Annotated in this window: 24 protein-coding genes; 3 read left to right on the top strand and 21 right to left on the bottom strand. The window is 25.6% G+C overall.

All coding sequences use genetic code 11. The annotated features are described in order from the left end of the window. The 21 genes from folE to rfbD form a co-directional block, all read right to left on the bottom strand. Positions 1-555, bottom strand: coding sequence for a GTP cyclohydrolase I FolE (gene folE, locus B5D11_RS09610; protein WP_180377000.1), 555 nt, complete (start codon positions 553-555; stop codon positions 1-3). Further along, entirely contained in the window at positions 555-1,337 is a 783-nt protein-coding gene (locus tag B5D11_RS09605; RefSeq protein WP_078682816.1) for an aminotransferase class IV, read from the bottom strand. Before B5D11_RS09605 ends, folE begins: the two co-directional genes overlap by 1 nt. Next, the gene (gene pabB, locus B5D11_RS09600) at positions 1,334-2,707 is read right to left on the bottom strand and encodes an aminodeoxychorismate synthase component I (RefSeq protein ID WP_078682815.1); all 1,374 of its coding nucleotides are present in this window, start codon (positions 2,705-2,707) and stop codon (positions 1,334-1,336) included. Before pabB ends, B5D11_RS09605 begins: the two co-directional genes overlap by 4 nt. Then, positions 2,704-3,291 carry an anthranilate synthase component II gene (locus tag B5D11_RS09595; protein WP_078682814.1) on the bottom strand — a complete coding sequence of 196 codons (588 nt, stop codon included), beginning with the start codon at positions 3,289-3,291 and terminating at the stop codon, positions 2,704-2,706. Before B5D11_RS09595 ends, pabB begins: the two co-directional genes overlap by 4 nt. Positions 3,292-3,374: 83 nt before the next feature. Further along, on the bottom strand, positions 3,375-3,944 hold the full coding sequence (locus B5D11_RS09590) for a hypothetical protein (RefSeq protein WP_078682813.1): 570 nt from the start codon (positions 3,942-3,944) through the stop codon (positions 3,375-3,377). Positions 3,945-4,021: 77 nt separating this feature from the next. After that, positions 4,022-6,430 carry a DUF4214 domain-containing protein gene (locus tag B5D11_RS09585; RefSeq protein ID WP_078682812.1) on the bottom strand — a complete coding sequence of 803 codons (2,409 nt, stop codon included), beginning with the start codon at positions 6,428-6,430 and terminating at the stop codon, positions 4,022-4,024. A gap of 92 nt (positions 6,431-6,522) precedes the next feature. Then, positions 6,523-7,965 carry a flippase gene (locus B5D11_RS09580; protein WP_078682811.1) on the bottom strand — a complete coding sequence of 481 codons (1,443 nt, stop codon included), beginning with the start codon at positions 7,963-7,965 and terminating at the stop codon, positions 6,523-6,525. Positions 7,966-8,003: 38 nt separating this feature from the next. Continuing rightward, positions 8,004-9,110: a UDP-galactopyranose mutase gene (gene glf / locus B5D11_RS09575; protein WP_078682810.1), complete on the bottom strand. Its 1,107-nt coding sequence runs from the start codon at positions 9,108-9,110 to the stop codon at positions 8,004-8,006. A gap of 62 nt (positions 9,111-9,172) precedes the next feature. Then, on the bottom strand, positions 9,173-10,156 hold the full coding sequence (locus B5D11_RS09570) for a hypothetical protein (RefSeq protein ID WP_078682809.1): 984 nt from the start codon (positions 10,154-10,156) through the stop codon (positions 9,173-9,175). 295 nt (positions 10,157-10,451) lie between these two features. Continuing rightward, on the bottom strand, positions 10,452-11,117 hold the full coding sequence (locus B5D11_RS09565) for a glycosyltransferase (protein ID WP_078682808.1): 666 nt from the start codon (positions 11,115-11,117) through the stop codon (positions 10,452-10,454). A gap of 730 nt (positions 11,118-11,847) precedes the next feature. Then, the gene (locus tag B5D11_RS09560; RefSeq protein WP_078682807.1) at positions 11,848-13,212 is read right to left on the bottom strand and encodes an O-antigen ligase family protein; all 1,365 of its coding nucleotides are present in this window, start codon (positions 13,210-13,212) and stop codon (positions 11,848-11,850) included. Then, a complete protein-coding gene (locus B5D11_RS09555; protein ID WP_078682806.1) occupies positions 13,205-14,098 on the bottom strand; it encodes a glycosyltransferase family 2 protein in 894 nt (297 codons plus the stop codon). Before B5D11_RS09555 ends, B5D11_RS09560 begins: the two co-directional genes overlap by 8 nt. Before the next feature lie 18 nt (positions 14,099-14,116). Continuing rightward, positions 14,117-14,875 carry a WecB/TagA/CpsF family glycosyltransferase gene (locus B5D11_RS09550; protein ID WP_242942272.1) on the bottom strand — a complete coding sequence of 253 codons (759 nt, stop codon included), beginning with the start codon at positions 14,873-14,875 and terminating at the stop codon, positions 14,117-14,119. Further along, complete coding sequence (locus B5D11_RS09545; protein WP_078682805.1) at positions 14,868-15,842, bottom strand: glycosyltransferase family 4 protein; 975 nt, start codon at positions 15,840-15,842, stop codon at positions 14,868-14,870. Before B5D11_RS09545 ends, B5D11_RS09550 begins: the two co-directional genes overlap by 8 nt. Positions 15,843-16,028: 186 nt before the next feature. Then, positions 16,029-17,084, bottom strand: coding sequence for a mannose-1-phosphate guanylyltransferase (locus B5D11_RS09540; protein WP_078682804.1), 1,056 nt, complete (start codon positions 17,082-17,084; stop codon positions 16,029-16,031). A gap of 15 nt (positions 17,085-17,099) precedes the next feature. Continuing rightward, positions 17,100-17,768: a sugar transferase gene (locus B5D11_RS09535; protein WP_078682803.1), complete on the bottom strand. Its 669-nt coding sequence runs from the start codon at positions 17,766-17,768 to the stop codon at positions 17,100-17,102. Positions 17,769-17,920: 152 nt separating this feature from the next. Beyond that, positions 17,921-18,478: a dTDP-4-dehydrorhamnose 3,5-epimerase gene (rfbC, locus tag B5D11_RS09530; RefSeq protein WP_078682802.1), complete on the bottom strand. Its 558-nt coding sequence runs from the start codon at positions 18,476-18,478 to the stop codon at positions 17,921-17,923. Positions 18,479-18,492: 14 nt separating this feature from the next. After that, positions 18,493-19,548, bottom strand: coding sequence for a dTDP-glucose 4,6-dehydratase (rfbB, locus tag B5D11_RS09525; RefSeq protein ID WP_078682801.1), 1,056 nt, complete (start codon positions 19,546-19,548; stop codon positions 18,493-18,495). Between the two features lie 65 nt (positions 19,549-19,613). Continuing rightward, entirely contained in the window at positions 19,614-21,032 is a 1,419-nt protein-coding gene (locus B5D11_RS09520) for a hypothetical protein (protein WP_078682800.1), read from the bottom strand. A gap of 23 nt (positions 21,033-21,055) precedes the next feature. Beyond that, positions 21,056-21,931, bottom strand: coding sequence for a glucose-1-phosphate thymidylyltransferase RfbA (gene rfbA / locus B5D11_RS09515; protein WP_078682799.1), 876 nt, complete (start codon positions 21,929-21,931; stop codon positions 21,056-21,058). Between the two features lie 141 nt (positions 21,932-22,072). Next, entirely contained in the window at positions 22,073-22,948 is an 876-nt protein-coding gene (gene rfbD / locus B5D11_RS09510; protein WP_078682798.1) for a dTDP-4-dehydrorhamnose reductase, read from the bottom strand. 772 nt (positions 22,949-23,720) lie between these two features. Between rfbD and B5D11_RS09505 the strand changes: the two genes are divergently transcribed. From B5D11_RS09505 to B5D11_RS09495, 3 genes are all read left to right on the top strand, one after another. Further along, a complete protein-coding gene (locus tag B5D11_RS09505; RefSeq protein WP_242942271.1) occupies positions 23,721-23,888 on the top strand; it encodes a four helix bundle protein in 168 nt (55 codons plus the stop codon). 285 nt (positions 23,889-24,173) lie between these two features. Next, the gene (locus B5D11_RS12845) at positions 24,174-24,536 is read left to right on the top strand and encodes a Uma2 family endonuclease (RefSeq protein WP_347476906.1); all 363 of its coding nucleotides are present in this window, start codon (positions 24,174-24,176) and stop codon (positions 24,534-24,536) included. A 777-nt stretch (positions 24,537-25,313) separates the two neighbouring features. Further along, positions 25,314-25,509 (top strand): helix-turn-helix domain-containing protein (locus tag B5D11_RS09495; RefSeq protein ID WP_078682796.1); only part of this gene is annotated, 196 nt, incomplete at its 3' end.

Here is a 25,509-nt window from a genome sequence, read left to right as displayed (position 1 = left end):
CTAATCTCTAATAAGCTCAAGAGCTTCTTCTCTAAGTTTTAAATTTTCTTCAAATATTCCTCTGGCTGTTAAAGTTTTAGTTTTACTTCCTGGCTTTTTAATTCCTCTCATATTCATGCATAGATGTTCAGCCTCTATTATAACTATAACACCTTGTGCATCAAGATATTTTTTTAATGCATCTGCTATATCAGAAGTCATTCTTTCTTGAAGCTGTGGTCTTTTTGCATATACTTCTACAGTTCTAGCAAGTTTACTTAACCCTGCAACCTTACCATTTGGTATGTAAGCTATATGGACTTTCCCATAAAAAGGCAAAAAATGATGTTCACACATGGAGTAAAAAGGTATGTCCTTTTCAATCACTATATCATTATTTTTAACAGAAAAAGTTTTAGACAAATGCTTTTTTGCACTTTCATCTATACCTGAAAATATTTCTTCATACATTCTTGCTATTCTATCAGGAGTTTCAATAAGCCCCTCTCTTTTAGGATCTTCACCTATTGCTTCAATTATCATTTTTACTGCTTCTTTTATTTTGTTATGATCTATCATGACTTAACTCCTTTTTTAGCTTTATTGTTTTTAATATATTCATTATAATAGTTCCTTATTTCTTCATAAATTTTGTGTTTGGGAAAATATAAATTCTCAAATTGTCTAACCCACATAACACCAAGCAAGCTGTTTGTAATAAACATTCCCTTGCATTGTTTAATAACACTTAATGGTATTTTCCCTTCAATTATATTAAATTTTGAACCTAATTTATTAATAATAAAATTACGGACAACTCCATTTAAAAGTCCACATTCTACGGAAGGCGTTAATATAAAATCATCTAAAATTATGAATATATTTGACATAGTTCCTTCTGTAATATAATCATTTATATTCAAAAATACAGCTTCATCAAATCCTTGCTTTTGCCATTTCTCTTTTTCAATTATATTTTCAAGGTAATTAAAACTTTTTAAACTCACAATTGGGCTTTCAGGATTTTTTTTAATGCTGCTTAATTTAATTTTAAATCCTCTATCGTAATAATCTTCTGTATACTTTAGCTCACGTGCACTTAAAATTATATTTTTTTCAGAAACCATAATTTTAAGTGCACAATTTGTAACTCCACATATATTATCATAAACCATTTTTGAATTAACTTCATTATTAATTTCTAATTTTTTAAGACCTTTATTTAATCTTTCTAAATGTTCATCTAAAAAAACAGGTTCTTTTAAAATAAGAATAGTTTCAAATAAGCCTTTACCAAAAAAGAAACCACTGTCATATTCTATAATAGGCTTATCATTTTTTATTAAATTGATTATCATATAGGCCCTTCTTTCCCAAGAACTTTCATAAGAGCAGCCGCCTTATGAAGAGTTTCTTCATATTCAAAAGCACAATCAGATTCCCATGTAATTCCTCCTCCAACACCAAAAGACGCTTTACCTTCCATCATTAATATAGTTCTTATTATTATGTTTAAATCAATGTTACCATCAAAACCTATATACCCTATTGAACCCGTATAAATATTCCTTCGAGCCTTCTCAAGTTCATTAATTATCTCCATAGAACGTATTTTAGGTGCTCCAGTAATAGATCCCCCAGGAAAGCATGCTTTAATACAATCAATGCTGCTTTTTTCATCTTCAAGTTCTCCAATTACAGTAGATACTAAATGATGTACTGAAGGATATGTTTCAATTTTAAACATTTCTTTAACTTTTACTGAATGAGGTTTGCATACTTTGCTTAAATCATTTCTCTCTAAATCTACAATCATTAAAAGTTCAGATTTATCTTTTTCGCTATTTTTGAGTTCTTTTAAAAATAATTCATCTTCTTTATTATTTTTTCCTCTTGGTCTTGTGCCTTTTATTGGGCGAGTTTCTACTAGTCTATCTTTAATTTTTAAAAACCTCTCAGGCGACGAAGATAAAATTGCAAATTCATCCAAATTCATAAATGCAGAAAAAGGAGCAGGATTAATATGCCTTAAGTCTTTATAAACTTCATAAGGCTTTCTTTTACAATCACAAGTAAATCTTTGCGACAAATTAAGAACATAAGTATCCCCATTTCTTATATATTCTTTTACTTTATTTACAGTGTTTATATATTCTTCTTTAATAAAATTAGATTTAAAAATTTTTTTATTAATATTATAGTCTGCATCATCGTAAACAATTTTTTTGCCATTTTTTATTTTGTTCTCTATTTCATTAATACTAGAACAAGTGTCTTTAAGTATTCCTAACGCTGTAATATAAGTTTTTTTTAATAAATTATCAACAATAATTATATTATCATAAAAATTAAAATATAAAGAAGGTATATTAATATCTTCATGAGCTTTTTTAGAGATATTTTCTATCTCCATTCCAATATCATAAGAAATATATCCAATTCCTCCAGCTACAAAAGGTAATCCTGTTTTATTTTCAATATTATATTCTTCTAAAATATAATTTAATTTTTTAAATATATCTCCCTTTTCAATTACATCATTATATTTTATCAATCCATTTTTTGCTTTTAAAGTCAAAAATGGATTGATACCAATAAATGAATACCTGCCAAGATTAGAAAAATCACTTCCACTATCTAAAATAGCCGAATTAATTTCATCTTTAAAAATAGAATATATATCAAATGGATCTAGCAAAGTATTAATAGTTTTAATTGATAATTTCAAAATGTATTCCTCCTGCCTCTAACTTCCAATAAAAAGTTTTTTAGCATCTGATGTCCATATTCTGTAAGTTCAGCTTCAGGATGAAATTGAACACCTTCAATTAAGTATTTTTTATGTTTAACTGCCATAATTACACCATCTTCAGTTTCAGCAGTAATTTTAAGCTCTGACGGCAAAGTATGTTTATCAACTATTAATGAATGATATCTTGTTACATTTATAGGATTTTTAAGTCCTTTAAAAACTCCCTGACTGTTATGATAAATAGGGGTTACTTTCCCGTGAACAGGTTTTTCCCCTTTTATTATTTTACTGCCAAAATAGCTGCAAATTGTCTGATGCCCTAAACAAATTCCAAAAATAGGAGTTTTTTCTTTAAAATAATGTACTACATCTAAACAAATACCCGCTTCTAATGGACTTTTAGGACCAGGCGATAGTATTATTGCTTCTGGATTTAATTCTTCTATCTGCTTTAAAGTTATTTTATCATTTCTATATACACATATTTCTTCATTTATTTCTTTAAAATATCTAAAAAGATTATATACAAAAGAATCATAATTATCTATCATCAAAATCATATTTAATTCCTCTTAATATATAACAAAGTTATTAATAATGTTTTTATTAATTAACAATTTAAGCTTTATAACTTATTTATTAATTATTTTAATGGAATTAATTCATCTTTTATTAAATCCCATTCATAAGCTTCTCCAGTATTTACATTAACATAATACCAACCTATTGTAGCTACATGGTCTTCCATTTTCTCATAAGCATGAATTACATAGTATTCTATACCATCTCTTTTATCGTTATGATCATACTCACACTCTATTTTAAAATTATCGCCGCCTACATATTTATTAACTATTTTTTCTGCATCTTCACTAGTTATTTTAGAGTTAGTTTTATTACTAGAATCTTTATCTTTGCTCTCTTTTACTTCTTCTTTATCACTATTATCATTATTAATAACTTCAGTATCTGTATTTTTTTCGTCAGTATTTTTTTTATCTGTATTACTATCAACAATATTTGATTTTTCATTATCACTTTCATTAGTATTATTTTCAATTATCTTATTTTCATTAATTTTTTGATTATTAGTATATCCAATTTTATCAACATTTTTATTTGAAAATTTTAATGAAATATATACTGCCAACCCAATAACTAATAATACTCCTACTAATATGAAAATTATTTTTTTATTTTTATTTTTTGCCATATAATTATCCTCCTGTGCTTTAATTATTTTAAAAAATTAATCCATGTATATAATATAACACATGGATTAATTTTATTTTATTTAAATTTAGGTATTTCAAATACTAATTTAATATTTGAAATAGAATCAAAAATTTCTTTATATTTAAAAGCTTGGTTATATGCCCATTTAACATCAGTAGCATATTGATGTACGGTAGGATTACTTGGATTCCATCTCATTTTATATAAGGTATCTTGTCCTGCATTTATATATCCATTAGAAATCCATTTTGCACCGCCATAAATCGCCTTGTCTATTGTATCCCATCCATTATTATAAGCAGTCTGCGCTCCTCCTCCATTTGGATTTGAATCAACAGCTCCTATACCAAAAAGATTGTATACTTTAACTCCATTAACAATTATGCCTTTAGCTAAATCAGATGTACCATTACCAGTTTCATGAATAGCATGTGCAGCTAAATATACAGGATTAACATTATATGCTTTAGCAGCATCTATAAACACTTGCCCTTTTCCATTTAGAACTCCATTAGGGTTAAATATATCATTTAAATCTGATGCCGAAATTCCATCAACATAACTTAACTTTAAAAATTGATATATTTGAGTTTCATCTTTTGACAATGTAATTGGGTCAGCTTTATTTATTATTTCCTGTTTTATAGCATTATATTGAGCTGGATTATTAAAAAATATATCTTCTGTTTTATTATTCCCATTTTCATCCTTTTCAATACTTCCATCAGGATTTTTCTTATATACTTTAATATAATATCCTTGTTGACCATTCTGTGTTATAGCATATCTCAACTCATATATTCCATTAGCATTTTTTACTTGAAGTGCTGGAGTATTTCCTATTTGTTTATTTACAAAATCATCAAATGCAATAGGATAATTAGTATAAGTTACATATGCATTACCCTTTTGAAAATTAACACTTTGTTCAGTTTTAGTACCATTATTACCGATAGCTTGTATTGTTAACTTATGTGGACCTATAGAAATAGAATCAAATTTTAAAATATAACTATAACCACTATTTTCAGCATTTGGATAATCAGAATATAACTTGCCTATATCTTCTCTACTATTACTTACTGTAGTACTTGAAAAAAATTTTTCATCAATATAAATATTAATTGTTTTAATTCCAGAAGGATTAATTGCCCAACCATTTATATTTAAATCATTTTTCATAATAAATCCTGATATAGGATTATCTATTGAAATTATAGGTTTAAGTATGTCATTTCCATTAGTAATTATTTGTCCTTTATTTAATCCATATTTGTTACTTAATTGTTGAAATTCATCTGAATTTACAAAACCAGCTAAAACCCATCGTTTACTATATCCATTATTTAGTTTATCAAGCCAATATGACTTTCCACTTGAATCAGCTTCTCTTCCATATATACTTCTATATAGCATATTAATATAGTCATTGTAATTTAATTTATTATTTTTAAATTCAGTAGTAAAAATAAAAGATTCTATAAATTCTGCAGCTGTTATCTTTTTACTATCCAACCTTGATACATGATACTTTAAACCATCTAAATCAGGTTGTCGATTATAAATTTGATTATATAGCCTTGTAACAAATTGTACTAAATCTGGTCTTCTATCTATTGCTTCTTTTAGTTCAATGTTCCCTACCGAAATTTTATATTTAGTAATATTATTTTTAAATTCATCAGTATATACTATACTTGCAATTAATCTTCTTCTTGTGTAACCATTATTCAGTAAATTAGTCCATGATTTTAAATCAATCTCATTAGGCTCTCTGTTATAAAAAGATTTATAAATAATTTTTATAAATTCATCATTTGATACATTGCGATTTATAAATTCAGGACAAAGTAAAAAGGCTTCTGCTAATGCTGAACCAGTTATTTTATTATTTGCAATTACTGATACATAAAATCTTAATCCATTATCATCTGGAACTCTATTTAATGCATTTTTGTATAAACTAGTTATAAAATTTACCGCATCCGGTCTTATATCAATTGGATCTGTTAGGAATATTGTTCCTTTTTTAATACCAAGTTCTACACATTGATTTGAAAATTCTGGTGAATTAAGAAACTCAGTTAACACTCTTAATCTACTATAACCACTATTTAAATTTTTTATCCAAGCTGCTAGTCCCTCTTTATCATAATTTCTTCCCAAAATTGATTTATAAAGCATACTTACATATTCTTCATCAGTAAGTTTTCTATTTCTAAATTCCTCACTTTCAAAAAAACTTTTAACTATATCTGAGGCGCTATCTTTAGTTTCTAATCGATAAGACCAAAATTTTAATCCATCTAAATCTGGCTCTCTATTTAACATAGTTCTATATAATCTTGTTATAAATTTATCTGTTGACTCAGAAGCATAAACAGTATTTATATTAAAAAAATTCGAAAAAAGTAAAAAAGTAAAAATTAAAATAAATAATTTTAATCTTTTAAAGTTATTCATTATCAACCCCCCCAATGTATCTTTCAATCTTTTATTTATAATATTAAATTAATATATAAATTTTACTTAAGTTAATATATTTTTTAATAGAATTATTTTAAAAACATTTTTTTATTTTTATTATATTGGATGATATTATTTATAATAGAAGATTTTAATAATATCATCAATACAAAGTAAACAATACTTCCAATAAAAATTTGAATTAATGTTGTAATAACTCCTATTCCCAAGAAATAACCTACAAGTCTTACTCCTACTGCCATAATTGCTCCTGCAATAAAACACTTTATAATTTCAAAATATGAACTTATATTTATATCTTTTCTTAATATATAAATTTGAACAATAGTAACAGTTACCTCAGCAATTACAGTTGAAATTGCTGCTCCAATTGATTCAAAATGTTTTATTAAAAATATATTAAGTACAAAATTTACAATTGCTCCAATTGTTACTGAAAAAGTAAATTCTTTATTTTTCCCAATTGGGATCATGTATTGAATTCCTAATACATTACTCCAAGCAATAAATAAAATTATAGGGCTTATTATCGGTATTATTATACTAGATTTAGAAAAATCTTCACCAAAAAACCAAGGAACAAATTCTTTCGAAATTGTAGCTATGCCAAACATAATTGGTATAGCTACAAAAGAAACAAATTTTATTGATTTATCGATATATTCATTAATTTTTTCTTTTTCTCCTTTTGAAAACATATTAGCCATTCTAGGTAACATTACTGTTCCTAGAGATGTAACAACAGCTAATGTTATTTTTACTATTTTCTCAGAATTTTCATATATTCCAACTTCTGTAGTATTGGCAAAAATTCCAATCATAGTTTTATCAAGAACAGTATAAATTTGAGTAGCAATTTGAGGTATAAATAATATCACTGTATTATTTAAATGTTTTACTATATTTTTCAGCTTAACTTCTTTTATAGCATCTAAATTTATAATATTTTTTAAGTATCCCCACATAATCAAATTTCCCATTAAATTAGAAATACTTAAAATAAGTACATATAATATTATATCATTCTTATCTTTAATTAATAAAAATATAAATATAACACTTATTATTTTAACTACACTATTTCTAGTTACAGTTTTTTTAAATTGCTCTAGTCCCATGAAAAACCATGATAAATCTACAGCTGCTGCAACTATGTTCAAAGATTGAATAACAGCTACCACCAAGTATTTTTTAAAAAAAATAAATATAAATAATAAATAGGCTACTATAGATATAGAACAAGTTATAATTTGAAGAGTATATATTGACCAAAAAGTTTTACTTAATTTTTCTTTGTCTTCTCTAACAGTAGCAATAGTTCTATTGCCATACAACCCTATTCCAAGCATCCCAAATAATATAAAATACTGAACTATAGAATTTGTATAAGAATTTATTCCTACTCCGTCTGCCCCTAATACTCTAGATACATATGGTACTGTTATTAAAGGTATAATTAAAATTAGTATTTGATACATAATATTATATATGTAATTTTTTATAACACTCATAGATTTCTCCTAAACTATATAAAATGCACATCATTTTATTATTCATTAAATTCTTTTTTTATTGTATCTAATGCTTTCCTTATTACATGGTGCATATCGTAATATTTGTACTCTCCAAGCCTGCCACCAAATATTATATTTTTTTCTTTATCAGCTAATTCTTTATATTTTAAATACAAAGAATTATTTTTGTCATCATTAATAGGATAATAAGGCTCATCACCTTTTCTCCATTTAGACGAATATTCCCTTGTAATTACGGTTTTTGAACTTTCAGTACCTTCAAAATGCTTATGTTCAATTATTCTTGTATAAGGTATTTCATATTCAGTATAATTGATTACTGCATTCCCTTGATAATTATCTATATCAACAATTTCATTCTCAAATTTAAGACTTCTATATTCCAATTCACCAAATTTATAATTATAAAATTCATCTATCATTCCGGTAAATACTATTTTACCTGCAATATTATCTAATTCATTTTTATTTTCGAAATAATTAATATTAAGTTTTACATCAACACCATCTAACATTTTTTCAATTATAACATTGTATCCACCTATCGGTATGCCTTGATATCTGTCATTAAAATAATTATTATCAAAAGTAAATCTTACAGGAAGCCTTTTAATTATAAAAGCTGGAAGTTCTGTAGCACGCTTCCCCCATTGCTTTTCAGTATAACCTTTTACTAATTTTTCATATATGTCCCTTCCTACTAATTTAATAGCTTGTTCTTCTAAATTTTTAGGTTCTTTAATACCTGCTTCCTCAACTTGTTTATTAATCATTTCTTTTGCTTCTTTTGGAGTTTTAACTTTCCACAATGCATAGAATGTATTCATATTAAATGGAAGATTATACAATTCACCTTTATAATTAGCTACAGGCGAATTAGTATATCTATTGAATTCTACAAAACTATTTACATAATCCCATATTTCTTTATCATTGGTGTGAAATATATGAGCTCCATATTTGTGAACATTTATTCCTTCTATATTCTCACAATAAATATTCCCACCTATATGACTTCTTTTATCAATCACTAAACACCTTTTCCCTCTTTTTTTAGCTTCATAGGCAAATACAGAACCAAATAATCCTGCTCCTACTATTAAATAATCATATTCTTTCAATTAAAAACACTCCTCTTAAATATAGAAATCAGTTGTTTGCTAAAATATTTAAGTTGTTTAATTTATATTTTTTTAAATATTTTAATAATATCTTTTTCAAATTCACTTTCAGATTTTTTTATTATTTCTCTATATTTATCAAATTTTCTTGTTTCTTCTTGATAATTAGAAAAACATTCTTTTATTTTATAAATTATTTTTTCTAAATTTGAAGGACTATCTTCAAATTTAAATGAATCATCAATTGGAACATCATTATAAAATCTCGCAGAGCCTTTTTTACCTGTTATTACGCAACATCCACAAATTGCAGCTTCTCTAGGAATTCTATCCTTCCCTGGATGATTCCCAAAATCTATATATACTTTAGATTTTCTTAATAAGTTAATAACTTCATCTCGTTTCATATTAACAATAGGTTCCCATCTAATATCAGGTCCATTTTCTATAAGCATTTTTGTAAACTCAAATCCTTTTTTAGGATTATATGCTACTATATTTTCTTTTTCACTAATATTTAAATTAACATTTTTATCCAAAAAATCTTTGTTTAAAAAATCTGATAAATAATATATATTGGTTAAATTTTTATTTTTTAAAAAATTTAAAGCATATTCAGATTGAGCTAAATGATATATATTATTTGAATTATCTAAATCAAAATATTTATTTAATCCTAATAGTAACTTTATTTTATTTTTAAATCCTATTTTCATATTTTTAATACTTTCAAAATAATTATCAACACTTAGCCACCATATTGATTTCCTAATATTTTTATACTTAAATAATAGACCAGTATTTGTTTCTGGTACTATAAGTAAATTTTCTTTTAAATCCTCAATTTTACTTACATATAAAGTTTTATACTTTTTATATTCATCTGGAACAGGATCCCCTTTAAAATCTCCATAATAAAAAACATATGCATTGTATCCCAATTTATTAAGTTTATATACTAATTGATGAAGAAGTTCTGGTCCTCCTGTAGTTTGTTTTGCGGGACATGCTACAAATATTTTAGAATTATTATATATTTCAATCATAAATCTTCCTCCATAATAATGATAAAAATGAGTTGATTTTTAATTATATGTTTAATAAGTTTGAAAACTTTATCAAACATATTTTCCATACTTACCTTTTTTATAATCTTTATATCCTCTTAAAGCCATTTTAATTTTATCTATTTTATTATCTTCAAATAAAAAAATTTTCATATTTTCTTTAATAAAATTAATTTTATCTACTTTTTGAATGTTTTTTAATTGTTTATCTTTAAATTTATTCCAAACATAAAATCGATTCCTAGTTATATAATATCTTCTTAAACTAGAATGATTAGTATATGTTATTTTTTTTCCATAGAAAATTTTTTTGCTTAGTATTACCTAGCCTATGGAACAATACCGCATTTTTTAATTTTATTAATTTATAGCCTTTCTCCAATATTCTATAGCAAAACTCATGATCAACATAATCTATAAATAAGTCTTCATTATATAGACCTATAATATCAAAAGTTTCTCTTTTCAATAAATTCCCAGAAGTTATATCACTATGTACATACTCAAATAATTCATTATTTTTATCTAAATTTACATTATTCATATTATTACATTTTAGTCCTACCTCTATATGATGTGGAAAAATTCCTAATATATTTTTTTGTTCGTTAACATCTATACTATTATATGTATTAATCATTGTAGACACCATATTAGGAGTAGCCTCACTATCATCATCCATAGTTAAAATCCAATCATAATTGTTTTTTAAGGCATATTTAACCCCTTGATTAAGTGCATAAGCAATTCCCATGTTTTGTTTATTTTTAATTAATTTTATATTATATTCCCCATTTATTTTATCTAAATAATTTAATGTATCCTTATTAGAACCATTATCCACTATTATTACTTTATCAACTTGATCTTTTATAGCATGAAAACATTTTTCAAATTCATTATCTATATTGTATGTAACAATAATACAACATATATTCATATTGATTTACTCTCCCTAGTATTAATTTTTAATTTTCTATTATAGCAAAAACCTTCCCTTATACCTTCTATAATTGCATTTGCCCTATCTTTGTCATGAATGATAATACTGACACTTTATTTTTAAATTATAGATTATTCTCATTGTAACACAACTCGCCTTTTTATTTTAAAAATCATCTAATGTCTTCCTGGGTAATAAGCAATATTATTATTAAATAATCAAATATATTTTACCTTTAAACAAAAACATAGAAATTTGGATGCTAACATATATCACATATATAAGTAAATACTTCATATTAATTCCATTTACTATTCCTACAGAAATCAAAATTACAAGATTTAAATAAATAATCTATATTAAATTTCTAAAATTACATATGATTTTAATATATCCATCTGATTACAATATCTCTATTTTAGCATCTCTTTTTTGATATAATAAGTTTCTTTCCACAGTTATAGTTGTATATTAATGTTCTCAAACACAATATTTTTCAACACTTAACCTGTCATATTAATAACAAAATTTTAAATATTCATTAAAATGTCCTTTTCTTTAATGCCTTTCTAGCTATATTAATAGTTAAATTATTTTCATAGTCAAACTCAATTAATTTTTCTATATGTTTCGTTCAATATCTTCTTAATTTATTTTAAATTTTGCGTTATGATTTCATTATTTTCTTATTATTCAATTTCAAATTTTCGCTTACATTAATATTATTTTAATGCGTATTTTCATCTTCTGGTAATAAAAATTCTCTGATAAACATAGATGGAAAAAATAAAGAAATTAAAATATATATATCTTCTAATAAATTTAAAGTTCCAATTGTATAAATTGCAGATATAAATGCAGCCAAAACAATTAATGCTGATTTTTTGTATGCTAATTTGTAAATTTTTCTATATAACATCCATATAATTAGCAAAAAAAATACTAATCCAATAATTCCAATAAAACTAATATAATTTAAATATATATTATCTAATATTAATTCTGGTACATTATATAATTTACTTTTTGGGTTTTGTATTTGAACTATAAATTTGCCAAAGAGTATATTTGAAATTTTCCAACTCTTTATATCAACTAATTGATTTTTCCAAAAATATACTCGAGTTAAAAAACTTTGTGAAGAAAACATAGTGTTATTAAATATCTTTGAAATTATAGGTACAACAACAAATAACCCTAAGATATATATTATAGGTATTGCTAATGGATATATATTTAATACCAAATCTTTTATTTTGTTGTTTAGAAACTTAAATATTGCTAAATAAATAAAAATATATAAAGTAAGAAAATAAACATTTCTAGTATAAGTAAAATATATTGAAAGTAGTAAAGATAATATAAATACAATATTTATAACTTTAACTCTAAAACTAACTTTTTTATAACTATTATAGAATTTTATTATATGAATTGATAAAATAAACAGCATAAATATTCCAAGTTTCAATCCTGATGAAAAAGTTCCAGTTGCTCTTACTAATCCACTCAAATTAAATGTATCAAACTGAATTAGAATATTACCCGCATTATCTTTAGCAAATGGAAATATTCTGGTATTAAATAAATGTTGAATAAAAGCGACTACAATATTTATAAAAGCAATAACATATAGTAGATATAAAAATTTCTTTAATTTTTCCAATTTTATTTCTGGTGGAAATACCAGAACAACTATACTTAGAAATATAAAAAATTGAGTATTTAATACATATCCTATATATCCAATTTTATAGGAAAGTGTAACAAATACAAAAAAACTATCTAAACCAATAAACAAAATAAATAATATAGATATTACAGATAATTTGTCTTTAACTATTTTTTTACCTTCATAAATTCCTACTCCAACATATAATAATGTTAAAAATAAGATAAAAACTTGTAAATGCATTCCTCTTATGAGTACTTTATTTAAAAGTATCATCTGCAGTTGCATAAAAGGCATAATTAATGCTAAATAAACTATAATAATGTATAATATAAGCTCAAATAACTTATTGCTATATATATGTTTTTCAAATTTTATCTTTTTTTTGTCAATCATAAAACCACCCTTTTTACTATTCAATTCTTTGGTATCCCCATCTTTTTTTTATAAAATCATTTATTCCTTTAATTATAACGGTTCTCCTAGTACTTGGGCTTAAAAATTTTACTATTCTTGTTACAAAAAAAAATGTATACGCTATATACTTATATCCTCCAACTAAATTTTTACTAATTAATATACATCTATTTCTTGTATAATAGTAATCATAAAGCTTAGATTTTCTTCCTGTAGATGCACTAACTTTATGATAGATTATGGATTTAGGATAATAAAACAACTTATAACCTTTACTCATTATCTTACAACAGAAATCAGTATCTTCATGATATAAAAAATAATCTTCACTTAGTAACCCTATATCATTAAAAACTTTTGAAGGTATTAACATAAAACAACCTGATATAAAGGATATCTCCTTTTCTTCATCATATTGATTATTATCTTTTTCATCTACTCCAATATGATATGAATTACCTTTTAACTTATCGAAAACTCCACCAGCATACCATATAATTCTTTTATTATCATAATAATTTATTTTACCTGTTGCTATACCTATTTTAGGTTCTTTTTTAATTCTTTCAATTAAAACACTTAGAAAATCTTTTTTAACTTCTGTATCATTATTTAAAAGTAATACGTAATCAGCATTATTCTGTAAAGCATATCTTATTCCTTCATTATTACCCCCTGCAAACCCTAGATTAACATTTTCCTCTAATATTGTTATATTGGGATATATTTTTTTTATATTTTCAACTGAATTATCTTTGGAATTATTATCTACTATTACAATTTTATAATTATTGTAATCTATATTTCTAATACTATCTATACATTGAATTGTATCTTTCCACCCATTATAATTTATAAGTATTATATAAACTAGAGGTTGATTTTCCATAAATCTAAATATCCTTTCTTAATATTTTTGAATAAAATATTCTTTAGCAACTATTTTAAAAAACTTAATATCTTCAATAAAATATCTTCTAAATAATCTTCTCGGTTCTTGAATAAATCTCCAAAACCACTCTAAACCTGCGTTTTGCATCCATTTAGGTGCTCTTTTTATATTCCCCGCTATAAAATCAAATGTAGCACCAACACCTAGTGATAAAGGAACTTTATATTCTTCTTTATATTTTGAAATCCATTTTTCCTGTTTTGGAGCTCCTAACCCAACAAAAAGAATATCAACATTTGCATCTTTAATCATATTTATAATTTTTCTATTTTCTTCTTCATTCTTCTCAAATCCATAGCTAGGAGAATATGTTCCGACAATTTGTATATTCTTATATTTCTTTTTAATATTATTAGCAGCCATTTCAGCAACCCCTTCTGCAGCTCCCAAAAAAAATATTCTATATTGTTTCTTTTCAATTAGGGGTAATAATTTAGGCAAAATATCTGAACCTGAAAGTTTTTCTTTTATTGGTTTCCCAAGAAGTTTAGATGCCCATATTATGGGCATTCCATCAGCCGTTACAATATCAGCATTCTTGTAAATATTATAAAATACTTTATCATCTTGCATTTTCACAACATGATCAACATTTATTGTTAAAAGGTACTTACTAGAATTCTTATCCTCAACAGCTTTATTAACAAGATCTATAAGTTCATCCCAAGTTAAATTATTTATATTTACATCAAAAATATTACAAATATTATTCACAACAAGCCTCCCGATAATATCTAATCATTTTTTTGACAATATCTATCCAGGAAAATTTTTCTAATCTTTTATATCCCTTATTTATTAATTCCATTCTAATTGTGTCATTCGATAAAATATTCTTAATTTCATTTACCATTTCATTTTCATTATTTGGATTAATCAATATAGCACTATCCCCCGCAACTTCTGGAATTGATGAAACATTAGAAGTTATTACTGGTATTCCACAAGCCATTGCTTCTAAAATTGGCAAGCCAAATCCTTCATAAATCGATGGATATATAAAACAATATGCTCCATTATAAATAGCAATTAATTCCTCATCGCTTATATAACCCGTTATAACTACATTATTATTTAAATTTAACTCTTGAATCTTTTGATTTATTATATTATTGCCCCAAGCTCTTCTCCCTACTAAAACCAATTTAATATTTTTATATTTGTCATCTTGTATAACCTTACTAAATGCAGTTAACAGCTTAGGTATGTTCTTCCTTGGTTCTAATGAACAAACAGATAAAATATATCTTTCACCAGTATTAAATTTATTCTTAACATTATTAATATCATCTAAACTGCTGATCTTATTAAATTTTTCTGATATAGATTCACCAGTTACAACAACTTTAGATGTATATTTATTAAATACGCTACATATATTTTCCTTTGAGTTATTAGATACGGTAAAGATGTATTTTGATTTTTTTATTGCTATTTCACTTAAAGGTTTCATATAGAGCTTATTCTTATAAGAAATAGTCTCAGGAAATTTCCACATCGTAGCATCATGAAGAGTAAAAATAATATTTTTATGTTTTACTAATAATCCAGGTGGAAAAGCTGGAAAGTGTATTACATCTGGCTTTACTTTATTTACAATAAAAGGTATCCATATTTGTTCACAAAATATTTGGCTATTACTTTTACAAATAATAAACTCAGCTTTGTTTTTATATTCCACTAACTCATCGTGAATTTTATTTCTAAAAAGAATAGTATAATTATTCTCCTTGTCATACTTTATTAAATTTTTTACAATCTGTAATGTGTAATATTCTATTCCAGTCGCTTTCCTTATTAGCGAAGTCGCATCTATTAAAATTCTTATAATAACTTCCTCCTTCTAAAAACTATAAATTAAATATAATTATTGTTCGTTAATAGTATTTTTAATATTTTTTATATTATCAATTGTCTTACTTGAACTAATAAAGATTATATTATTGCTTTCAACAGCAATAATATTATCCAAATCTGCAATTACAATAGGTTTACTTGAACTAACAATAATATTATTTTTTCCATTAAATATTTCTACATCACCTAAATGCACATTATTAAATTTATCTTTTTGTCTGTATCTTGATAAGCTCAACCAACTTCCCACATCATCCCATCCAAAATCACTTGGAATTACATATATGTTTTCTGCTTTCTCCATAATTCCATAGTCAACAGATATACTTTCTACATCATTGTATTTTTTATCTAAAATCACTTCAAATTCATCATCATCGGTAGCAGCTATCTCTCTTAATATTTCATAAGTTTCATTAAGATGCTTTCGTGTGAGCTTTAAAATAGTGGAAGTTTTCCAAATAAACATACCTCCGTTCCACAAAAAATTACCACTCTGTAAGTACTTTTTGGCAGTATCTATATTAGGTTTTTCTACAAATTTTTTAACATTTCTTATTTCTAATCCACCTATATTTTTAAATACTTCTCCATAGTTTATATATCCATACCCGGTTTCCGGTCTATCTGGCTTCATACCTATAGTAACTATAGCATCATTACTATTTTCAATAAATTCATTAGCAGCATTTAATATTTCTCTAAATTTATCTTCATCTTTTATTAAATGATCAGAAGGCAACACAGCAATAGTTGCATCTTTATAATATTTATCTATTATAAAAGCAGAAAGCCCAATACATGGAGCAGTATTTTTACCTACAGGTTCTATTATTATGTTTCTTTCAGGTAATTCTGGTAACTGTAATTTAACAAGTTCAACATATCTTTTAGCGGTAACAATAAATATTCTTTCCATTGGAATTAGTTTTTTAAGCCTTTTAACTGTCATTTGAATCATTGTATCTTCACCCAAAAGATTAAGAAATTGTTTAGGTTTTTCATCTGTAGATAAAGGCCAGAAACGTTCACCTTTACCACCTGCCATTATTAAAGCACATAACATTAATGATACACTCCTCTATTTAGCATTTTCATCTCCGAATAATACAAAAAATGTTTTAAATATTAATTTCATATCAATCCATGTATTTCTTTCTTCTATATATTTTATATCTAATTTCATCCAATCTTCAAAATCTATACTGTTTCTTCCCATAACTTGCCAGTAACATGTAAGCCCTGGTTTTGCTAATAATTTTTGCTTTTGATAATTGGTAAATTGGCTTACTTCTTTAGGAAGATTTGGCCTTGGGCCTACCAAAGACATGTCCCCTTTAAGGACATTAAATAATTGTGGTAATTCATCAATACTTGTTTTTCTGATAAATTTTCCTACTTTTGTTATTCTAGGATCATCTGTCATCTTAAACATAGGTCCAGACATCTCATTTTTGTCTTTAAGTTTATCAAGTAATTGTTCTGCATTTTCTACCATAGATCTAAATTTATACATTTTGAAAAGCTTTCCGTTTTTTCCTACTCTTTCTTGTGAAAATATAATTGATCCACCTGATTCAATTTTTATTGAAATAGCTGTTATTATCATTATGGGGCTTAATATAATTATTCCAAACAAAGAGCCTAAAACATCTATAAACCTTTTTGTTATATAATACCCCTTGCTCTTTTCAAATTTATTAATATTTTCATCTTTATAAACAGAATCTTCTTTGCTTACACTCTCCATAAATATTTCCCCCTACAAATTTGACATAAAATCTCACTATATGTCAACAATGCATATTTTATTATACTAATATTCAGCCATTTTTTCAAATTTATTAAAACAAAAAAGTAAATATATTGTATCTTATTTCATTTTACATACTTAAATTTTTACTAAAATTCTATATTACAATCTTTTAATAATGGGGCTTTTTTATCTTTATCTGATAATAGTACTTCTTCTATTCCATCCATAGGCCATTCAATACCTATATCAGGATCATTCCAAAGAATTCCACCTTCAAATTCTGGATGATAAAAATCTGTACATTTATATACGAATTCTGCTTCATCTGAAAGAACTAAAAAGCCATGTGCAAAGCCTTCTGGTATATAAAACTGTTTTTTGTTTTCAGCACTTAATCTAATACCTTCCCATTGTCCATAAGTAGGTGAATTTTTTCTTAAATCTACAGCTACATCAAAAACTTCTCCGCTTATTACCCTAACTAACTTACCTTGTGCATGCTGCTTTTGAAAGTGAAGTCCTCTTAATACTCCTTTCTTAGATTTTGATTGATTATCTTGAACAAACACCATATCAAGCCCTGCATTTTTAAAATCTTCATAATTATATGTTTCCATGAAGTAGCCTCTATGGTCTCCAAATACTTTAGGTTCTATTATATATACACCTTTTATTTTTGTTTCAGTAAATTTAAACTGTCCCATGTATATTCATCCCCTTACTTATTTCCATACATTTTTTCATAGTATTTTGTATATTCACCTGATGTTATTCTTTCCATCCATTCTCTATTTTCTAAATACCATTTTATAGTCTTTTTTATTCCTTCTTCATAAACAGTTTCAGGGTACCATCCAAGTTCCTCTTTTATTTTTGTTGGATCAATGCCGTATCTTCTATCATGACCTTTTCTATCTTCTACATATTTTATTAATTCTTCTGTTACTGTATTATCAACATTTTCATTTATATACTCAATTATAGTTTTTACTATATGTATATTTGTTCTTTCGTTGTGCCCTCCAATATTGTAAACCTCTCCAAGTCTTCCACTATTTATAACCATATCTATTGCTTTGCAATGATCTTCAACATAAAGCCAATCTCTTATGTTAAGTCCATCTCCATATACTGGAAGTGTTCTTTTGTTAAGACAATTATTTATTATAAGAGGTATTAATTTTTCTGGAAATTGATATGGTCCATAATTATTTGAACACCTTGTTATATTTACTGGCATCTTGTATGTATCAAAATATGCTTTAACAACTAAGTCCGCTCCTGCTTTACTTGAAGAATATGGGCTGTGTGGATTTATTGGTGTAGTTTCAGTAAAATATCCTGTTTCACCTAAAGATCCATACACTTCATCTGTAGAAACTTGTAAATATTTTTTGCCTTCTTTAAATCCACATTCTGTTTCCCATGCGTTTTTTGCACCATTTAGTAAAGTTACTGTACCAAGTACATTGGTATGTACAAATACTTCTGGCTCTCGTATGCTTCTATCTACATGTGATTCTGCTGCAAAATTTACTACATAATCTATGTCATTTTCATTAAATAATTTTTCTATTAATTCCTTATCACATATATCTCCTTGAACGAATGTATATCTTGCATCATTTTCTACTGATTTTAAATTTTCAAGATTTCCAGCATAAGTTAGCTTGTCTAAATTTATGATTTTTATATCATTATATTTTTTAAGCATATAATGAACAAAATTTGATCCTATAAATCCTGCTCCACCTGTAACTAAATATGTTTTCATAACATCCTCCTGAATATAATAAAATTTTAAAATGTAATTTATTATAATTAATTATATTTTTAAAATTAATCTTTGACTAATTGTTTTGTTGTTTTAAATGCATATACAATATTTTTTCTTTTAATAAATAAGTATATTATATATATCAATAAATAAATTATAGGTCCTATCCATGAATTGGTAAGCCAACCTGTCAATATAAAGGCTATAGTCATAATTGTTTCAAAAATAATATCATTACTTAATGAAATATTAAGTATATTAAATAAAAAAATTTCAGCCAAAATGCACCTAAATGCTAATAATATTACTATAGATACAATTGATAATATTAAATTTTTAAATACGAAAGTAAATATAAACGTAAGCATCAAACTAAGTATTACAGATATTATATTTATAAATAACATTAATTTTTCTTTTCTTAATGTCTTAAAATAGGTGTTTATTAGTAAAGACATTTTCCCTTCATAAATACACATAGGAAATACTAATGCCATATATTTTAAACTTTCAGAATAATTTGGTAACCATAATGATAAAATCATTTTTAAAGGATAATATACTATAAGTATTCCAAATAAAAATGTCATTAAAAATCTATTAATAACTAAATATATTTTTGATAATTTTTTTTCATCTGTCCTTTTCATTATAGGAAACATTATTATCCCAACCGCATTTATAAATATCATTATTAAATTAGAAATACTTAATGTAAGTGATACCTTACCAAAAGTAGCAACATCCCATGTGTGTTCAATGCCGAATCTTATAATCCCTACTATTAGCATACTTGCTATATTAGCAAACATTAATTTTATACCCACATTAATATTTTCTATTGTTTCTTTTAGATTTAAATAAAAAAATGATATATTTTTAATAACAATATCTTTACAACAATATATAGAAAATAATAAAGAAATTAATTTCCCAATTAGATCAGCTACAATCATTAGCTTATATTCTCTAATTCCTATCATTAAAAACATAATGATTAATATACAATAAAAAATTTTTTCTATAAGAGTTATTTGAGCGTATTCTTTTATTCTGTTTGTAGCTTGTAAAATATATAATAGCATTGTCCTAGAATTAGTTAAAAATAAACATAACGCAGTCATTTTAAATACAAACATTTTATTAATATCATTTATATAAATATTAGATATAATAAATATAGATATACCTATTATCAACTGCATAATAGTTAACATCCAAAATTGTGAAAAAAACACTTTTTTATTAAGTTTATTGTAATCTTTGCCACCATATCTTAAGTATATACCATCATTCCAACCAAAATGTAAAAAACCTACATATGAAGAATAAAATAAATACAATTGCCAATATCCATATTCTTTAACTCCTATTAATTTAGGTACTATCAAAACTACTACAGAAGATACTATCATAGAAGTCAGATTAGAAAATAATGTATATGATAAATTTTTTAAAAAAGTAATAAATTTATTATTCAATTTCCCATTCCTCATTTTCTTTATTACTTCTGTATTTCATTTGCTACTTTTAAAAGATATTGTCCATACTCTATTTTAGATAAAGGTTCTGCTAAAGCTATAAGCTCATTTTTATCTATAAATCCTTTTCTGTAGGCAATTTCTTCTATACATGCTACATATAAACCTTGCCTTGTTTGTATAGCTTCAACAAAATTAGCTGCATCTAAAAGTCCTCTATGAGTTCCTGTATCAAGCCAAGCCATTCCTCTTCCAAAAAGTTCAACTTTAAGCTTACCTCTTTTTAAATATTCATTGTTTACAGCTGTTATCTCTAATTCTCCTCTAGGAGAAGGTTTTATATTTTTAGCTATTTTAACTACATCATTGTCATAAAAATATAACCCTGGAACAGCATAATTAGATTTTGGAACTTTAGGTTTTTCTTCTATTGATACTACATTATTGTCTTTATCAAATTCTACAACGCCAAACTGTGTTGGATCGCTTACATGATAACCAAATATAGTAGCTCCTTCTTCCCTTTTTACAGCTCTTTCAAGCCTCTCTGAAAAACCATAGCCATAGAAAATATTATCTCCAAGTACTAAAGCTACTCTATCATTTCCAATAAATTCTTCTCCAACTATAAATGCATCTGCAAGACCTCTTGGTTTATCTTGTATTGCATATTCTAATCTTAATCCTAATTGACTTCCATCGCCTAAAAGTTCTTTAAACGTACCTATATCTCTTGGCGTTGAAATAATTAATATTTCCCTTATACCAGCTAACATTAAAACTGATAAAGGATAATAAATCATAGGTTTGTCGTATATTGGAAGTATTTGTTTAGATACTGCTTTTGTTATAGGGTAGAGTCTTGTTCCTGATCCACCTGCAAGTATTATACCCTTCATTTTTCTTTCTCCTTCTTCAAATTAATCTATTAATATACAAATATTATATAATGTTTCCATGAATATGTCTATTCTAAGATTTTTTTGTAGTTTTTAATATATTAATATTTAATGTACTAAAACTACATTTTCATTTTAAATTTATATATTTTTTATAAACATCTTTAATGCTTCTTCCCAATGTCTCATTTCATCTCCAACTGTACATCTTAACATCATATTATCTAAAGAAGAGTAAGATGGTCTTTTGGCTGCACGATTAATTTTTTCAGACGTAATTGGATTTACACTACAGTTAATATTAGAATATTCAACTATCCTGCATGCAAAGTCATACCAACTGCATTCTCCATTTCCTGTACAGTGATATATTCCATATTCTTCGGTTAAAGCAAGTTTTAGTAAATGATATGCTAAATCTTCCGCATTTGTTGGATTACCTCTTTGATCGTTAACTACATCTAATTTGCCATTTTCTTTTGCTGCTTTTATTATGGTTTTAACAAAATTTTTACCATAATATCCATAAAGCCATGCTGTCCTAACTATAAAGTATCTACTGCAAAATTGTTTTACATATTCTTCTCCTAAATATTTTGTATTTCCGTACACACTATTAGGTTTTGGAATATCGTATTCTCTATATGGTTTACTTCCATTCCCTTGAAAAACATAATCTGTAGATATATGTATAAGTTTAGCTCCTATTTCTTCGCTTATTATAGCTAAATTCCTTGGTCCTATAGCATTTGCCTTAAATGCTATATCTTCATTTGTTTCGCATCCATCTACATTAGTATAGGCTGCACAGTTTATTATTACATTTGGTTTTATATTTAAAATGTATTTTTTTGCAGAATTTAAATCAGCTATATCTAATTCATCAATATCTACCCCAAAAACTTCTGCAGTTTTATATGCTTCATTTAAAGGTCCAAGTTCTGAATTCATGCTACTTATCATTTTTATTATCTGCATTCCCAGTTGACCTTTTGCTCCAGTTATTAAAATTTTCATCCAGTTTCCCTCCAATAATATAATTTTTTATATATTTTTGTATTTTACGACAAGATTATTATATTATTTATTTTTTTATAAGTCCATTTAATTTATATATTAAATCTTTTTATATATTAAATCTTTCATAAAAATTTTTCTCATAATATAAATCCTAAAATAGTAATTATTGGAATATTCATCTCATAAGAAACAATATTTTTAAATTTTAATAAATATTTTAAAAAAGATTTAAAGTCATCTAAGAAAATAAAACTCAACAAAAAAGAGAAAATCAGGCTTTTATATCTGATTTTCTCTCTATTTTTTAAACAACTTTTTTTCTATTTGAACGATTTTTTTACAGTTAAACAAGTTTATTTGTAGAATACAGTATATACAATACTGTATATAAATAAAAAACTCATGTCAAAACCCAACACCCCTCAAACCCTTGCCCCATCTATCCTTAACCCTATTCTTCTAATTCCTTCCATATAAAAAAGTCATGTCAAAAATCACCCATTTCCCTTGTTACTTTACCCTAATATTTTCCTATTTCCCCTCTCATTTTAGATAAAAAAGTCGTGTCATAAATAGGGATAAGTATCAAGGGAAAAGGGGAAAGTTTTAATCAATATCTTTTATCAATACACCATTCAAACCTAATAAAATCAATACTTTTACCCTTATACCTTAACCCTTAATCCTATAGACTCAATAAGGTTTTCTACCCTATTTTCACCATGACTTTTAACATGACTTTTTTATTTTTAACACAACTTTATTATTCGTGACACGAGTTTTTTTGGGTTATACAGCTGGCGAAACCAGAAATCATCTCATAACCGCTTATCAGAGTAAATATATTTCCAAAGAACAATATAATTCTTTAGATGCAAAATTGGTTGAAATAATCAGGATGTTGTATGGTTACATAAAGAGACTGAAATCCGAATAAAACGACAATTCATATTTTAATGAGACATAACATTAATACAATAAGGATTAAAGGTGACTTTCTCCTAAATCCTTTAATCCTCATTACTTTAGTACCCTTTAAGACTTCTTGGACTTCTATATGTTGACTATTTGCCGACAAATATGTTGTTTTATCTCCATAGAATAGCGTAAAATATTATTGAAAAGGAAGTGAAAATATGTCTCCTAAAACGAAAACGGTAAGCCTTGAAGAGTTTTTAGAGATGGATAAAGGAGAAATAGACTTGAATACTTTAATGGCGAAATTATCTGTCTTCCATTCCCATCAATAGAACACCAGCGGGTTTTATTAAATATTGCAGCAGAATTCAGGAATTATTTTAGGGGTAAACCCTGTGAAGTGTTTATCTCCCCTTTAGATTTATGGCTCATAAATAAAGAAAAGACCTTGAATTTCAAGGTTCAGCGTGGCTTGATGTTAATCTGTGATAAGGCAGGATTGAGGGAAAGCGCATATTATGGTGTACCCATCTTAATTATTGAAATAATTTCCCCTTCCAACCAAAGTCATGACAGAATAAGAAAATATAATACTTATATGGAATTTGGTGTGAAAGAATATTGGATAGTTAACCCAAAACTTAAAACTATTGAAGTCTATGTTTAAAAAGAAGGCGAATACAAACAGAACGGCGTTTATAATGGTTGTAACAGTGCAGTATCTCCAAGTTTTGATGAACTTGAGATTCACTTGAAAGAAATTTTTTCAGAATGATAAGATGCGAGGTTTTAGAATTTGTTACTTACACATAACATGACTTTATTATTTTTAACACAACTTTTTCATTTTTGATATGACTTTTTTATCTCTAATATGAATTTTAATGGTTATGCAATAGTAACAAAAGTTGATTATAATGTTATCTATCACTACTATAATTATTATATTAATATATAAGAGTAATAATTATCACAATCAGTAAAACTATTGATGGTGTAACTTTTCTAAAATAATCCTCCTTTAATTTCACTTGGAGTCCGAGGATGAAATCTAAAAAATTTCAAAAATAATAAGCCTTGAGATTTATGATTCCCAAGACTTCTTGCCCTAAATGTTACCTAACTAAGGTACTCTGGCTAACAATATCCCTATATAAAGACACGCCTATAATCGAGTAAAAACTCTAAAATCGAAGTTTATAATAATTCACTTTTACTTATATCTATATTTTATAATATAATTTAAGATGATGTAGCCCTCTTTTAGAAATCCCTTCCTAAAATTTTTCTACTTCTCTCTTTTGCTATTTCAATTCTATCGTATTTTTTAATGCTCTCAGGAATTATAAATGATACGATAAGAATGTAAGAAAGTGATCATTTAAGAATGTACAAATTGATTATATGTATAGTATAATTATCAATATTTAAATTGGAGGTAATTATGATTATACATATAGATGTTCATTCTGAAATAAAGATAAATAAGTTAGAAGATCTTCATAAATTAAAGTTAATTATGGAGGAAAACAATTTGAAAGTAAACAAAAGTCAGATAGCTAGAGAACTTGGCGTTGATCCACGTACCGTAGGTAAATATTTAAATGGATATGTTAAACCCACCACTAGAAATCGCAAAT

The sequence above is a fragment of the Clostridium sp. USBA 49 genome, from assembly GCF_900167505.1.
GTDB lineage: Bacteria > Bacillota > Clostridia > Clostridiales > Clostridiaceae > Clostridium_AT > Clostridium_AT prolinivorans.
The sequence above is the reverse complement of the archived record's forward strand: the minus strand, read 5'-3'. Positions and strand labels throughout refer to the sequence as shown.

Bases quoted from the DNA above. Each gene is read 5' to 3' on its own strand.
- rfbC (WP_078682802.1), bottom strand. From the start codon at position 18,478: ATGGGACAGTTTAAATTTACTGAAACAAAAATAAAAGGTGTATATATA.
- B5D11_RS09590 (WP_078682813.1), bottom strand. From the start codon at position 3,944: ATGGCAAAAAATAAAAATAAAAAAATAATTTTCATATTAGTAGGAGTA.
- B5D11_RS09605 (WP_078682816.1), bottom strand. From the start codon at position 1,337: ATGATAATCAATTTAATAAAAAATGATAAGCCTATTATAGAATATGAC.
- B5D11_RS09580 (WP_078682811.1), bottom strand. From the start codon at position 7,965: ATGAGTGTTATAAAAAATTACATATATAATATTATGTATCAAATACTA.
- B5D11_RS09585 (WP_078682812.1), bottom strand. From the start codon at position 6,430: ATGAATAACTTTAAAAGATTAAAATTATTTATTTTAATTTTTACTTTT.
- rfbA (WP_078682799.1), bottom strand. From the start codon at position 21,931: ATGAAGGGTATAATACTTGCAGGTGGATCAGGAACAAGACTCTACCCT.
- B5D11_RS09555 (WP_078682806.1), bottom strand. From the start codon at position 14,098: ATGGAAAATCAACCTCTAGTTTATATAATACTTATAAATTATAATGGG.
- B5D11_RS09570 (WP_078682809.1), bottom strand. From the start codon at position 10,156: ATGATTGAAATATATAATAATTCTAAAATATTTGTAGCATGTCCCGCA.
- B5D11_RS09535 (WP_078682803.1), bottom strand. From the start codon at position 17,768: ATGGAGAGTGTAAGCAAAGAAGATTCTGTTTATAAAGATGAAAATATT.
- rfbD (WP_078682798.1), bottom strand. From the start codon at position 22,948: ATGAAAATTTTAATAACTGGAGCAAAAGGTCAACTGGGAATGCAGATA.
- B5D11_RS09595 (WP_078682814.1), bottom strand. From the start codon at position 3,291: ATGATTTTGATGATAGATAATTATGATTCTTTTGTATATAATCTTTTT.
- rfbB (WP_078682801.1), bottom strand. From the start codon at position 19,548: ATGAAAACATATTTAGTTACAGGTGGAGCAGGATTTATAGGATCAAAT.
- B5D11_RS09540 (WP_078682804.1), bottom strand. From the start codon at position 17,084: ATGTTATGTGCTTTAATAATGGCAGGTGGTAAAGGTGAACGTTTCTGG.
- B5D11_RS09565 (WP_078682808.1), bottom strand. From the start codon at position 11,117: ATGAATATATGTTGTATTATTGTTACATACAATATAGATAATGAATTT.